The sequence below is a fragment of the Leucobacter holotrichiae genome (assembly GCF_055791005.1).
Genome location: NZ_JBVUAC010000001.1, coordinates 82,026 through 95,328, shown reverse-complemented (window position 1 = coordinate 95,328; position 13,303 = coordinate 82,026). Strand labels below are relative to the sequence as shown.

The following is a 13,303-nucleotide window of genomic DNA, read 5'->3' as shown; positions in this document are numbered from 1 at the left end:
ACGGCTCCCGTTCCCGACGAGCCGAACCCTTTCGACCTCTCGCGCGTTACTCCGCGGCCGCGGCGGGGCGCTTCAGGCGCAGCACGGTGACCGTCATCGCCGCCGCGGTGAGCGAGGCGAGCACCATGTGCACGCCGACCGCGAGCGGGGGCAGACCGCTGCGCGCCTGGTAGACGCCCACCCCGATCTGCACGAGCAGCGCGAGCAGCAGCGCCAGGGTCCACCTCGCCGGGCGCAGCTTCGCGGCCACGGCCCAGACGGTCACGGCCAGGGTGAGCGCCAGGGCGATGTATCCGGGCCACGCGTGGATGTGCGCGAGTAGCGTCGCGTCGAAGCCGTCGCGCACCACGTTCTCGTCGCCGGAGTGGGGGCCCGCACCCGTGGTGAGCACCCCCACGAAGATGGTCATCGCCATCGCCAGGGTGGTGATGTGGGTCAGGATCGCGAAGGGCATGGGCACCGCGAGCTCGCGGGGCGCGGGGGCCTCGTACATCCGCACGAGATAGGCGGCGGTGAGGCACACGAGCAGCAGCGATACCACGTAGTGGAATCCGACCAGGTTGGCGTTGAGGTGCAGCCACACGATGACCCCGCCCACCACGGCCTGCAGGAGCACCAGGCCGAGCACCAGCGTCGACAGCACGGCCAGGTCGCGTCGCAGCACGCGCTGCAGCTTGAGGTGCAGCCGCCAGCTCAGCACGACCACGAGCACGGCGAAGAGCAGGATCGGGCCGCTGATCGTGCGGTTGCCGAACTCGATGAGACCGTGGATGCCCATCTCGGGCGTCGGGGTGAGCGATTCGGGGGTGCAGAGCGGCCACTCGCTGCAGCCGAGGCCGGACCCCGTGAGCCGCACCGCGCCGCCCGTACCGATGATGATGACGTTGAGCAGGAACGAGGCCCAGGCGGAGAAGCGCAGGAGCCCCGACGGGCGGGCGGCTCCTCCGACGAAGCCGAAGTCCGTGCCCCCGGTGCGAGGCGCTGAAGTGGCGGTCGAACTGCTCGCGTCGGACAACGCGTCTCCTCTCATGAGCTTCTCGTCATGCACAGGTCGTGCCCAGGGGCGCGCCCCTCCCGTTTCAGGCGGGAACCTGTAGAATGGGAAGCTGTGGTTGCGTACGGCGAGCCGGCATCGGGTGCTCAGCACCGGACCGGCTCCGTCCGAAGCCCAGACTACTGCACCGCTGCAGAGCCAGACCTGTGCGCTCGATGTCAAATCGTGTGCCCGTGCGTCTGAGCTCGGCGAGACGAAGAATTGAGGGAGTGATCATGCCAGAGGTATTGATCGACCGACCCGAGCTCGAAGGCTTGGGCCAGTACGAGTTCGGCTGGCACGACAGTGATGAGGCGGGCGCTACGGCGAAGCGCGGCCTCAACGAGCAGGTCGTGCGTGAAATCTCGGCGCTGAAGAACGAGCCCGAATGGATGCTGCAGCGACGCCTGAAGGCGCTGCAGATCTTCGGCCGCAAGCCGATGCCCACCTGGGGCGCCGATCTCTCCGAGATCGACTTCGACAACATCAAGTACTTCGTGCGCTCCACCGAGAAGCAGGCCACCACGTGGGAGGAACTGCCGGAGGAGATCAAGGAGACCTACGAGAAGCTCGGGATCCCCGAGGCCGAGCGCCAGCGTCTGGTCGCGGGCGTCGCCGCGCAGTACGAATCCGAGGTCGTCTACCACCAGATCCGCGAGGACCTGGAGGCGCAGGGCGTGCTGTTCCTCGACACCGACACCGCGCTGCGCGAGCACCCCGAGATCTTCGAGCAGTACTTCGGCACGGTCATCCCGTCGGGTGACAACAAGTTCGCCGCGCTCAACACGGCTGTCTGGTCGGGCGGATCGTTCGTGTACGTGCCGAAGGGCGTGCACGTCGAGATCCCGCTCCAGGCGTACTTCCGCATCAACACCGAGAACATGGGGCAGTTCGAGCGCACCCTGATCATCGCGGACGAAGACAGCTACGTGCACTACATCGAGGGCTGCACGGCCCCGATCTACAAGAGCGATTCGCTGCACTCGGCGGTCGTCGAGATCATCGTGAAGAAGAACGCGCGCGTGCGCTACACGACGATCCAGAACTGGTCGACCAACGTGTACAACCTCGTGACCAAGCGCGCCGTGGCCGAAGAGGGCGCCACCATGGAGTGGGTCGACGGCAACATCGGCTCGAAGGTCACGATGAAGTACCCGTCGATCTTCCTCACCGGCGAGCACGCGAAGGGCGAGACCCTGTCGGTCGCGTTCGCCGGCCCCGGCCAGCACCAGGATGCGGGCGCGAAGATGATCCACCTCGCACCCCACACCAAGTCGTCGATCCTGTCGAAGTCGATCGCGCGCGGCGGCGGCCGCACCGGCTACCGCGGCGAGGTGCGCGTGGAGGCGAACGCCCACCACGCCGCCAACTCCGTCGTCTGCGACGCGCTGCTCGTCGACACGATCTCGCGCAGCGACACCTACCCGGCCATCGATATCCGCACCGATGACGCGGAGCTGGGCCACGAGGCCACGGTTTCCCGCGTCAGCGAGGATCAGCTGTTCTACCTGATGAGCCGCGGTCTCGCCGAGGAGGAGGCCATGGCGATGATCGTGCGCGGCTTCATCGAGCCGATCGCGCGCGAGCTGCCCATGGAGTACGCCCTCGAACTGAACAAGCTCATCGAGATGGGCATGGAAGGATCCGTCGGATAATGACCGAAGCTGTAGCAGAGAAGACCGCCCAGCACGGCCTCGCCGCGCACTCGGACGGCGACTGGGAGAACCGTGTGCCGGTGCAGACGCGCTCCGAGCGGCCCAAGTCGACCGACGTCGCCGACTTCGCCCGGGTGACCGGCCGCGAGGCGGTCTGGAAGTTCAGCCCCGTCGCGAAGCTCGACGCGCTGCTGAACGGCGAGCTCGACGGCTCGCGCATCCCCGTCGAGGTGCACGGCGCCGAGGGTGCGGGATCCGAGGCCCCCGGCGTGACCTCAGAGTGGATCTCCCGGGACGACGCCCGCATCGGGCGCGCGGGCATCCCCGAGGAGCGCGGCGCCGCGGCGGCGTGGAGCGCGTTCGGCGAGGCGCACCTCGTCACGCTCGCGAGCGAGGAGAAGACCACCGCGGTGATCACCCGGGATGCGCTCGGCACCGAGGCGCGCGCGGGGCACACGGTCATCGAGGCCGCCCCGCACAGCCAGGGGCTCGTGATCCTCGAGAACACCGGATCGGCGCAGCTCTCCGAGAACGTCGAGATCGTCGTCGGCGACGGCGCGAAGCTCACCGTCGTCTCGGTGCAGCAGTGGGCCGACGACGCGATCCACCTCGCGAGCCACTACGCCACCGTGGGCCGCGACGCCTCGCTCACCCACATCGTCGTCTCGCTCGGCGGACGGGTCGTGCGCCTGAACCCGTCGATCCACCTCGACACGGAGGGCGCGAACGGCGAGGCCCTCGGCGCGTACTTCGCCGACGCCGGCCAGCACCTCGAGCACCAGGTCTACCTCGACCACAACGCTCCCCACACCCGCAGCCGTGTCACCTACAAGGGCGCGCTGCAGGGCGAGGGCGCGCACACGGTCTGGATCGGCGACGTGCTCATCCGGCAGAACGCGAACGGCACCGACAGCTACGAGCAGAACCGCAACCTGGTGCTCACCGAGGGCACCCGCGCCGACTCGATCCCGAACCTCGAGATCGAGACCGGCGACATCGAGGGCGCGGGCCACGCCTCGGCGACCGGGCGCTTCGACGACGAGCACATCTTCTACCTGCAGAGCCGCGGCATCTCCGAGGAGGAGGCCCGCAAGCTCGTGGTGCGCGGATTCCTGCTCGAGGTCATCGCGCAGATCGGTGACGAGGCGACCGAGCAGCGGCTCCAGGCGGCCGTCGAGGCCGAACTCGCGGACTCCGTCCGCTGATGTCGCGCCACAAGGTGCTCGCACTCGGCGATCTGGTGCAGGATCAGGCGACGCGCGTCGTCGTCGAAGACGTGCCGATCGCCGTGGTGCTCGATTCCCAGGGTGTCGTGCACGCCATCGGCGACACCTGCAGCCACGGGCAGATCAGTCTGTCCGAGGGATTCGTCGAGGGCGACACGCTCGAGTGCTGGGCCCACGGCTCCGCGTTCTCGCTGTGCACCGGCATCCCGCAGAACCTCCCGGCTTACGAGCCGGTTCCCGTCTACGTTGTCGAGATCGAAGACGGCGACGTGTACATCGACCCCAACGTTACGAAAGAGATTGAACAATGAGCTCCGTTCTTGAAATCAAGGACCTGCATGTCAGCGTCGAGACCGAGCAGGGCGAGAAGCAGATCCTCAAGGGGGTCGACCTCTCCATCAAGCAGGGCGAGACCCACGCGATCATGGGCCCGAACGGTTCGGGCAAGTCGACCCTCGCCTACGCCATCGCGGGCCACCCCCGCTACGAGGTGACCGGCGGGTCGATCCTGCTCGACGGCGAAGAGGTGCTCGAGATGGGCGTGGACGAGCGCGCCCAGGCCGGCCTCTTCCTCGCGATGCAGTACCCCGTCGAGATCCCCGGCGTGACCAACGCCAACTTCCTGCGCACCGCCAAGACCGCGATCGACGGCGAGGCCCCCTCGATCCGCACCTGGATGGGCGAGGTCAAGGAGGCGATGCGGAACCTGCGCATGGACGAGTCCTTCGCGGCCCGCAATGTCAACGAGGGCTTCTCGGGCGGCGAGAAGAAGCGCAACGAGATCCTGCAGCTCGAGCTGCTGAAGCCGAAGTTCGCGGTGCTCGATGAGACCGACTCGGGCCTCGACGTCGACGCGCTCAAGGTCGTCTCCGAGGGCGTCAACCGCGCCAAGGAGAACACCGGTCTCGGCGTGCTGCTCATCACCCATTACACCCGCATCCTGCGGTACATCAAGCCCGACTTCGTGCACGTCTTCGTCAACGGCCGAGTGGCCGAGGAGGGCGGCCCCGAGCTCGCGGACCGTCTCGAGGAAGAGGGCTACGACCGCTTCCTCGTGTCGGCCTAGGGGCGTAGGCTGGTCGTATGAGCGACGAGACTACGACGGTTCCGCAGTCGATCGATCCCGAGTTCCGCGAGCAGGCCACGGAGGCGCTGAAGAACGTCTCCGACCCCGAGCTCGGCGTCAACATCGTCGACCTCGGTCTGATCTACGATCTGGCCTACGACGAGGAGCATGACGCCCTGGTCATCAGCATGACGCTGACGAGCGCCGGCTGCCCGCTCACCGACGTGATCGAGAACGACATCGCCGAGGCGCTGGACGGGCTCGTCGCGGCGTTCCGCATCAACTGGGTGTGGATGCCGCCGTGGACGCCGGAGCGCATCACGGACGACGGACGGGACATGATGCGCGCCCTGGGCTTCGCCATCTAGATGAGTCCTGCCAACCCGCTGCGCTCGCCCGGCGATCCTCGTCTCAACAGGATCGCCGGGCCGAGTGCTCTCGTGATCTTCGGCGTGACCGGCGACCTGTCGCGCAAGAAGCTGATGCCGGCGGTCTACGACCTCGCGAACCGCGGGCTGCTGCCGCCCGGTTTCGCGCTCGTCGGCTTCAGCCGCCGGGACTGGGCGGATCGCGACTTCGCGGAGATCGTGCACGATGCGGTGCGCAAGCACGCCCGCACGCCCTTCCGGGAGTCGACGTGGCGGCAGCTCGCCGAGGGCATCCGCTTCGTGCAGGGCCGCTTCGACGATCCCGAGGCGTACACCCGCCTCCGCGAGACCGTCGACGCGCTGGATCGGGAGCGGGGCACGATGGGCAACCACGCCTTCTACCTGTCGATCCCGCCGAAGTCGTTCCCCGAGGTGGCCCGGCACCTGAGCGGTTCGGGTCTCGTGGATCGCACCGTCGACGACCAGCGCTGGCGGCGCGTGATCATCGAGAAGCCGTTCGGGCAGGATCTGCAGTCGGCGCGGGATCTCAACGACACCCTCGAGTCGGCCTTCCCGGCCGACTCGATCTTCCGGATCGATCACTACCTCGGCAAGGAGACGGTGCAGAACATCCTCTCGCTGAGGTTCGCGAACTCGATGTACGAGCCGATCTGGAACCGCAACTACGTGGACCACGTGCAGATCACGATGGCCGAGGACATCGGGGTCGGCGGTCGCGCCGGCTACTACGACGGCGTGGGCGCTGCTCGCGACGTGATCCAGAACCATCTGCTGCAGCTGCTCGCCCTCACCGCGATGGAGGAGCCCATCTCGCTCAGCGCCGATCACCTGCGCGCGGAGAAGGAGAAGGTGCTCGAGGCGGTGCGGCTGCCCGCGGACCTCGCGACCGCGACCGCGAGCGGGCAGTACGCCGGCGGTTGGCAGGGCGGCGAGCTGGTGCGAGGGTTCCTCGAGGAGGAGGGGATGGATCCCGCCTCCCGCACCGAGACCTACGCGGCGATGAAGCTGTTCGTGAACACCCGACGATGGTCGGACGTCCCCTTCTACCTGCGCACCGGCAAGCGCCTCGGACGACGGGTGACCGAGATCGCCGTGGTGTTCCGCCGCGAGGCGGGGGAGCTGTTCGCGAAGGCGCACGGCAGCGATCAGGGTTCGAACGCCCTCGTGATCAGGGTGCAGCCCGACGAGGGGATCACCATGCGCTTCGACGCGAAAGTGCCCGGCACGGGCACGCGGGTGCGCGACGTCACCATGGACTTCGGCTACGGGCACGCATTCACCGAGGCGAGCCCCGAAGCCTACGAGCGTCTGATCCTCGATGTGCTGCTCGGCGACGCGCCGCTCTTCCCGCGCCAGGCGGAGGTCGAGCTGTCATGGCGCATCCTCGATCCCATCGAAGAATTCTGGGCATCGCGGGGCGAGACACCCGAGCAGTACGCTCCCGGCTCCTGGGGCCCCGCCTCCGCCGACGATCTTCTGGCCCGCGACGGCCGCAGTTGGAGGCGCCCGTGATCGAGCATCTTCCCAACACCACGGTGAGCAAGGTCGCTCGCCGTCTCGTCGCCATGCGCCTCGAGGGCGGCGTCTCCGCGCTCGGTCGCGTGCTCACCCTCATCATCGCCACCTCCGAGCCCATCGACGAGTCGGTGGTCGAGGCGGCCAATCACGCCTCGAGCGAGCACCCGATGCGCGTCATCGTGCTCGTCGCGAACCCCGAGTCGGCCGAACCCCGGCTCGACGCCGAGATCCGCGTCGGAGCCGACGCCGGCGCCAGCGACGTCGTCGTGCTGCGCGCCTACGGCGAGGTCTGCACCGGGATCGAGAGCCTCGTCACCGGGCTGCTGCTGCCCGACGCGCCGGTCGTCGTGTGGTGGCCCGGAGACGCCCCCGAGCGCCCCGGCGCGCACCCGCTCGGCAGGATCACCCAGCGCCGGATCACCGACAGCGCGGCCTCCCCGGCCGAGGCCTTCGCCGCTCGCGCCTCCGACTACACGCCGGGCGACACCGACCTCGCCTGGACGCGTCTCACGCGTTGGCGGGAATACCTCGCCGCGATCCTCGACCAGCCGCCGTTCGATCCCGTGACCTCCGTCGAGGTCGTCGGCGGGGCCGACTCCCCGTCGACGAAGCTGCTCGCGACCTGGCTCGAGCTCATGCTGCAGGTGCCCGTGGACTGCCGCCTGGAGGATCGCTCGACGGTGTCCGGCGGTGTGCGCTCGGTGACGCTGCGGCGCGCCTCGGGCGACGCGGTGCTCGAGCGGGTCTCCACCGACCGCGCGGTGTTGAGCCAGCCCGGGCAGCCGCGGCACGAGATCTCGCTGCCGCGCCGCACGCTGCGGGAGTGCCTGGCCGAGGAGCTGCGCATCCTCGACGAGGACTCGATGTACGGCGGCGTCGTGCGAGCACTCACCCCACTTGAAGCGAACGATCGAACGGAGCACCAGCCTTGACCGAAGCAGCAGAGACGCCGACGGCGAACATCGGGGTCGTCGGCCTCGCGGTGATGGGGGCGAACCTCGCCCGCAACCTGGCGAGCCGCGAGGGCAACACGGTCGCGGTGCTGAACCGCAGCCCCGAGCGCACCGAGAGGCTCGTCGCCGAGCATCCCGAGGCCGGGTTCGTCCCCGCCTACTCCTACGCCGAGTTCGCCGCGAGCCTCACGCGCCCGCGCACCGCGATCATCATGGTGCAGGCCGGTGCCGCGACCGATGCCACGATCGACGCCCTCGTCGAGGTCTTCGAGCCCGGCGACATCATCGTCGACGGCGGCAACGCCCACTTCCCGGACACGATCCGCCGCGAGCGCGCGGTGCGGGAGACCGGCATCAACTTCGTCGGGGCCGGGATCTCGGGCGGCGAGGAGGGTGCCCTCAACGGCCCGAGCATCATGCCGGGCGGATCCGACGAATCCTGGGTCACGCTCGGCCCGATCCTGAAGTCCATCGCCGCGGTCGCGGAGGGTGAGCCCTGCGTCACCCACGTCGGCCACGACGGCGCGGGCCACTTCGTGAAGATGGTGCACAACGGCATCGAGTACGCCGACATGCAGCTGATCGCCGAGGCCTACGACCTGATCCGCCGCGGCACCGGCAAGAGCCCCGCCGAGATCGCGGAGATCTTCGCCGAGTGGAACCGGGGCGAGCTCGAGTCGTATCTCATCGAGATCACCGCGGAGGTGCTGCGGCAGAACGACGCCGCCACCGGCCGACCGCTCGTCGACGTGATCCTCGACCAGGCGGGGGCGAAGGGGACGGGCGCCTGGACCGTGCAGACCGCGCTCGCGCTCGGCGTGCCGGTCTCGGGGATCGCGGAGGCGACGTTCGCCCGCTCGCTCTCCTCGCACCCCGAGCAGCGCGCCGCGGCGGCCGACCTGCCCGGGCCTGCCGAGGCCTTCGCGGTAGCCGACGAGGCCGAATTCATCGAGGACGTGCGCCAGGCCCTCTACGCCTCGAAGATCGTCGCGTATTCGCAGGGCTTCGACGAGATCCGGGCCGGTGCGGCGGAGTACGACTGGAGCATCGACCTGGGCGCGATCTCGAAGATCTGGCGCGGGGGATGCATCATCCGCGCGCAGTTCCTGGGCAGGATCGCCGACGCCTACGCCGAGCAGCCCGATCTGCCGCTGCTGATGGCCGCACCCTACTTCGCCGATGCCCTGAGCCGCGGCCAGGCCGCATGGCGGCGGGTCGTGATCGCTGCGACGACGGCCGGCATCCCGGCCCCGGCGTTCTCCTCGTCGCTGGCCTACTACGACGGCCTGCGCGCCGAGCGCCTGCCGGCCGCGCTCATCCAGGGGCAGCGCGACTTCTTCGGCGCCCACACCTACCGACGCGTCGATCGTGAGGGCGTGTTCCACACCCGCTGGTCGGGGGACCGCACCGAGGTGGAGGCGTAGCGATGGTGAGTCCGCGAGTCGAGCGGGTCGCTGACCTGCAGACGCTCGGCGAAGCCGTCGCGGCGGCTCTGATCGAGGTCTGCCGCGAGCGCCAGGAGGCCGGGGCCGTGCCGTGCGCGGTGCTGACCGGCGGGCGCGCGGGCGCCCAGGTGCTGCTGGCCGTGCGCGACCACGCCGAGCGCGACTCCGTCGACTGGAGCCGCGTGCGCTTTCTCTGGGGCGACGAGCGGTTCGTTCCGGCCGGCCACGAGGATCGCAACGATCTGCTCGCCGACCAGTCGCTGTTCGCGGCAGTCGAGACCGACCCGACGCTGGTGCACCGCGTACCGGCCGCGGACTCGGGGCTCTCGCTCGACGAGGCCGCCGCGGAGTACGCCGGCATCGTGGATCGCGTGGAGCGGATCGACGTCGCCCTGAGCGGCGTGGGGGAGGACGGACACGTCGCCTCGCTGTTCCCGGGGCGATCCGAGGTGCTGCTGGTCGACGGCCCCTCCGCTCTGGCGGTGCGCGACTCTCCGAAGCCGCCGCCCGAGCGGGTGACGTTCTCGCTGCCCGCGCTGAATCGCGCCGAGCGCTCGTGGCTGCTGGCCGCGGGGGCGGGCAAGGCCGACGCCGTGCGGGCACTGCTCGCGCGGCCCGAGCCGCTCGTGCCCGCCGCGCGCCTGGCCGGACGCGCTGAGACGGTGCTCTGGGCGGACCCGGCGGCGCTGGGGGAGTAGCACCGCGTCGTCTTGCGCCGCCCCCGCCATCCCGCACGGGCCACCCTCGTCCTGCGCGAGCGGAGCGAGTCGCAGGATCCTGACGCGCCGAGTAGACTAGTGAGGTTGCGCGCTCGCCGACCGGCCGCAGCACGTTCACCGCACGTTCAAGGAGCTTTCCAGCATGATCACCGTCGAAGATCTCGCCATCGATGTGGGCGCCCGTCGCCTCATGGGGGGAGTCAGCTTCCGAGTGAACCCCGGTGACAAGGTCGGTCTCGTCGGGCGCAACGGCGCGGGGAAGACCACGCTCACGCGCACCCTCTCGGGTGAACTGCAGCCCGCCGAGGGCAAGGTCACCGTGTCGGGCGAGCTCGGATTCCTCCCGCAGGATCCGCGCTCCGGCGACCCCGAGCAGATCGCACGGCACCGCATCCTCGACGCCCGCGGCCTCGGCACGCTCACGAAGAACATCGCGAAGGCGACCGAGGAGATGTCCTCCGACGACCCGAAGGTCGCCGAGAAGGCGATGAAGCGCTTTGGCAACCTCACCGACCGCTTCCACGCGCTCGGCGGGTACGCCGCCGAGTCGGAAGCGGCCTCGATCTCGCATAACCTCGGCCTGCCCGACCGGGTGCTCGACCAGCCGCTCAAGACCCTGTCGGGCGGCCAGCGACGTCGCATCGAGCTCGCCAGGATCCTGTTCAGCGACGCCGACACGATGATCCTCGACGAGCCGACGAACCACCTCGACGCCGACTCGATCGTGTGGCTGCGCGAGTTCCTGAAGAGCTACAAGGGCGGCTGCATCATCATCTCGCACGACGTCGACCTCGTGGGGGAGACGGTCAACCGGGTCTTCTACCTCGACGCGAACCGCCAGGTCATCGACGTCTACAACATGAACTGGAAGCTCTACCTGCGCCAGCGCGCCGCCGACGAGGAGCGCCGCCGCAAGGAGCGTGCGAACGTCGAGAAGAAGGCGTCGGCGCTCAAGGATCAGGCCGCGAGATTCGGGGCGAAGGCCTCGAAGGCCGCCGCCGCGCACCAGATGGTCGCGCGAGCAGACAAGATGCTCGCGGGCCTCGAGGAGGAGCGCCAGGTGGATCGCGTCGCGAAGCTGCGCTTCCCCGATCCCTCACCCTGCGGCAAGACCCCGATCATGGCGCAGGGCCTCTCGAAGTCGTTCGGCTCGCTCGAGATATTCTCCGGCGTCGACCTTGCGGTCGACCGCGGATCGAAGGTCGTCGTGCTCGGGCTCAACGGTGCGGGCAAGACCACGCTGCTGCGTCTGCTGGCCCAGGTGGACGAACCCGACACGGGCGAGATCATCGCCGGACACGGGCTCAAGGTCGGCTACTACGCCCAGGAGCACGAGACGCTCGACGTCAAGGCGAGCGTGCTGCAGAACATGGTCTCCGTGTCGCAGCACCTGACCGAGACCGAGGCGCGCAAGGTGCTCGGCTCGTTCCTCTTCACCGGCGACGACGTGCACAAGCCCGCGGGCGTGCTCTCCGGCGGAGAGAAGACCCGTCTGGCCCTCGCGATGCTCGTGGTGTCGAGCGCCAACGTGCTGCTGCTCGACGAGCCGACGAACAACCTCGACCCTGCCAGCCGCGAGGAGATCCTCGACGCCCTCGCGCATTTCACGGGCGCGGTCGTGCTCGTGTCGCACGATCCGGGCGCCGTCGAGGCGTTGAACCCCGAGCGGGTGCTCATCATGCCGGAGGCCACCGAGGACCACTGGTCGAAGGAGTACCTCGAGCTGATCGAGCTGGCCTAGCCCGGGGCCGGGCCCTGGGACCGACCTCGGGGCCGGGCCCTGGGGCCAGCCCCATCCCGGCACCGCCCGCCGATCCGCGAGCGGTGCCACCCGTCAATCCTCGAGCGACGCCCGCGCGCGCTCGGCGGCGCGCTCCTCGCGGTCCGACACGTAGTGCGGGGCGAGCGAGAGCGCGCCGAAGCGGAACGGACGGTCGACGCGGTTGAAGCCGAGCGGGCAGTGCTCGACCCCCGCGGGGATGTACACGCAACCGGAGGTCGTGATGGTGTGCCGCTCGCCCTCGATGTCCATGTAGATCTCGGCGCCGAGGTCGTGGGGGTTGTCGGGATCGCCGCCCGTCCAGATGAGGATCTCGTCGTAGTCGTGCACGTGCGGCACGACCCAGAGCTCGGGCACCTCGGTCTCGTGGATCCAGATGTGGGTCATGTTCACCTTGGCGTCGGGCACGAGGCCCGCGTGCAGCAGCCAGTTGGCCTCGCCGAGATTCTTCGGCGGCGCCAGCTCGGCGGCCTCGCCCTCGTTGTTGAAGTCGTCGGGTCCGCAGACGGGCATCTGCTTCACGAACAGATGGTCGTACTTGCCGGGCATCGGTACCTCCTCGCCGTGCCCGCCGCGTTGCGGGCACTCGCCTCCCATACACGCTACACGGCTCTCCCTACGGGTCAGCGCGGTCGTGCGGGTCGAGCCTCGTGATCGCGAACGCCGCACCGTCCTGCTGCATGCCGTTGTCGAAGTACTCGACATGGCCCGACTCGTCGAGGTCGAGCGTGCTCTGGCAGATGAAGTCGCGAGCGGCGCAGTAGTCGCGCAGGCGGTCGGCGAAGGCGTCGAGGCTGCCCTCCGGTCGCGCGAGGAGGCCGCTTACCGCGGGATCGTAGTCGCCCGCGTTGTACGGCTCGCTGCCCACGAAGCGCGGATCCCCGTAGAGCACGACGGAGAGGATCCTCTCGGCCGCGTCGGCCCCCACCTCTCCGACCGTGGCGCCGACGAGCCGTGCGTCGGGCTGCGCGAGCGCGTCTCCGATCACGAGCGCGCCCTGCGAGTAGCCGAGCAGCACGAAGCGCTGGTCGGGGCACGCCTCGGCCTGCACGTTGAGCGTGTCGACGAGCGTGCGGACTCCGAGCGTGCCGCCCTCATTCACATCGGTGTCGGCGGGGTAGTCGAGGTCGAGCGCCTCGATCTGATCGGGACGCGCTTCGGATATCTCGCGTGCGACCGGGGAGAGCAGCTGCCCCTTCGCGGGCTCTCCGGTACCCCGCACCGTGATGACGAGGTACCGGGAGCAGTCCTCCGGCTCCACGATGGGTTCAGGATGACGTTCGGCGTCGTACAGCTCGGCCGCCTCGGGCGGGGTCGGCTCCTCGGTCACCTCGGTGAGGGACTCGCGCGTGGCTGCCGGGTCCACGGACGTCGCGCAGCCCGTCAGTGCGATCGTCATCAGCACGGCCGCAGCGCAGAGCATCGTCACGATCGGAGCGCGTCGGGAGAGCATCGAGGAAACCACACTCCAGGGTAGCCCGACCCGCCCTTGGAGTCGGCTCCACGCGGGACTCGTGCT

General features: G+C 69.4%; 13 protein-coding genes. 10 read left to right on the top strand and 3 right to left on the bottom strand.

The window, feature by feature from the left end:
• Nucleotides 1–46: 46 nt before the first annotated feature.
• Nucleotides 47–1,015 (bottom strand): COX15/CtaA family protein, encoded by a 969-nt coding sequence (locus tag AC0KXF_RS00460; protein ID WP_473107345.1) that lies wholly within the window; start codon nt 1,013–1,015, stop codon nt 47–49.
• 254 nt (nt 1,016–1,269) lie between these two features.
• On the opposite strand from AC0KXF_RS00460, the gene sufB reads away from it, so the two are divergent.
• From sufB to AC0KXF_RS00410, 10 genes are all read left to right on the top strand, one after another.
• Nucleotides 1,270–2,688 carry a Fe-S cluster assembly protein SufB gene (gene sufB / locus AC0KXF_RS00455; RefSeq protein WP_223043861.1) on the top strand — a complete coding sequence of 473 codons (1,419 nt, stop codon included), beginning with the start codon at nt 1,270–1,272 and terminating at the stop codon, nt 2,686–2,688.
• Nucleotides 2,688–3,893: a Fe-S cluster assembly protein SufD gene (gene sufD, locus AC0KXF_RS00450; RefSeq protein ID WP_473107344.1), complete on the top strand. Its 1,206-nt coding sequence runs from the start codon at nt 2,688–2,690 to the stop codon at nt 3,891–3,893. The genes sufB and sufD overlap by 1 nt, the downstream gene beginning before the upstream one ends.
• Nucleotides 3,893–4,225, top strand: a complete 333-nt coding sequence (locus tag AC0KXF_RS00445) for a non-heme iron oxygenase ferredoxin subunit (RefSeq protein ID WP_223043859.1) — start codon at nt 3,893–3,895, stop codon at nt 4,223–4,225. The genes sufD and AC0KXF_RS00445 overlap by 1 nt, the downstream gene beginning before the upstream one ends.
• On the top strand, nt 4,222–4,980 hold the full coding sequence (gene sufC, locus AC0KXF_RS00440) for a Fe-S cluster assembly ATPase SufC (protein WP_473107343.1): 759 nt from the start codon (nt 4,222–4,224) through the stop codon (nt 4,978–4,980). Before AC0KXF_RS00445 ends, sufC begins: the two co-directional genes overlap by 4 nt.
• Before the next feature lie 17 nt (nt 4,981–4,997).
• On the top strand, nt 4,998–5,348 hold the full coding sequence (locus AC0KXF_RS00435) for a metal-sulfur cluster assembly factor (protein ID WP_017884676.1): 351 nt from the start codon (nt 4,998–5,000) through the stop codon (nt 5,346–5,348).
• Nucleotides 5,349–6,881: a glucose-6-phosphate dehydrogenase gene (gene zwf / locus AC0KXF_RS00430; RefSeq protein ID WP_473107342.1), complete on the top strand. Its 1,533-nt coding sequence runs from the start codon at nt 5,349–5,351 to the stop codon at nt 6,879–6,881.
• Nucleotides 6,878–7,819: a glucose-6-phosphate dehydrogenase assembly protein OpcA gene (locus AC0KXF_RS00425; RefSeq protein WP_473107341.1), complete on the top strand. Its 942-nt coding sequence runs from the start codon at nt 6,878–6,880 to the stop codon at nt 7,817–7,819. Before zwf ends, AC0KXF_RS00425 begins: the two co-directional genes overlap by 4 nt.
• Nucleotides 7,816–9,264: an NADP-dependent phosphogluconate dehydrogenase gene (gene gndA / locus AC0KXF_RS00420; RefSeq protein WP_473107340.1), complete on the top strand. Its 1,449-nt coding sequence runs from the start codon at nt 7,816–7,818 to the stop codon at nt 9,262–9,264. Before AC0KXF_RS00425 ends, gndA begins: the two co-directional genes overlap by 4 nt.
• 2 nt (nt 9,265–9,266) lie before the next feature.
• Nucleotides 9,267–9,983, top strand: coding sequence for a 6-phosphogluconolactonase (pgl, locus tag AC0KXF_RS00415; RefSeq protein WP_473107339.1), 717 nt, complete (start codon nt 9,267–9,269; stop codon nt 9,981–9,983).
• A gap of 163 nt (nt 9,984–10,146) precedes the next feature.
• Entirely contained in the window at nt 10,147–11,745 is a 1,599-nt protein-coding gene (locus tag AC0KXF_RS00410; RefSeq protein WP_223043853.1) for an ABC-F family ATP-binding cassette domain-containing protein, read from the top strand.
• A 93-nt stretch (nt 11,746–11,838) separates the two neighbouring features.
• On the opposite strand, the gene AC0KXF_RS00405 is transcribed toward AC0KXF_RS00410, so the two are convergent.
• Both AC0KXF_RS00405 and AC0KXF_RS00400 read right to left on the bottom strand, forming a co-directional pair.
• Nucleotides 11,839–12,333 (bottom strand): cupin domain-containing protein, encoded by a 495-nt coding sequence (locus tag AC0KXF_RS00405; protein ID WP_473107338.1) that lies wholly within the window; start codon nt 12,331–12,333, stop codon nt 11,839–11,841.
• Between the two features lie 67 nt (nt 12,334–12,400).
• Nucleotides 12,401–13,237 (bottom strand): cutinase family protein, encoded by an 837-nt coding sequence (locus AC0KXF_RS00400; protein ID WP_473107337.1) that lies wholly within the window; start codon nt 13,235–13,237, stop codon nt 12,401–12,403.
• Nucleotides 13,238–13,303: the final 66 nt, after the last annotated feature.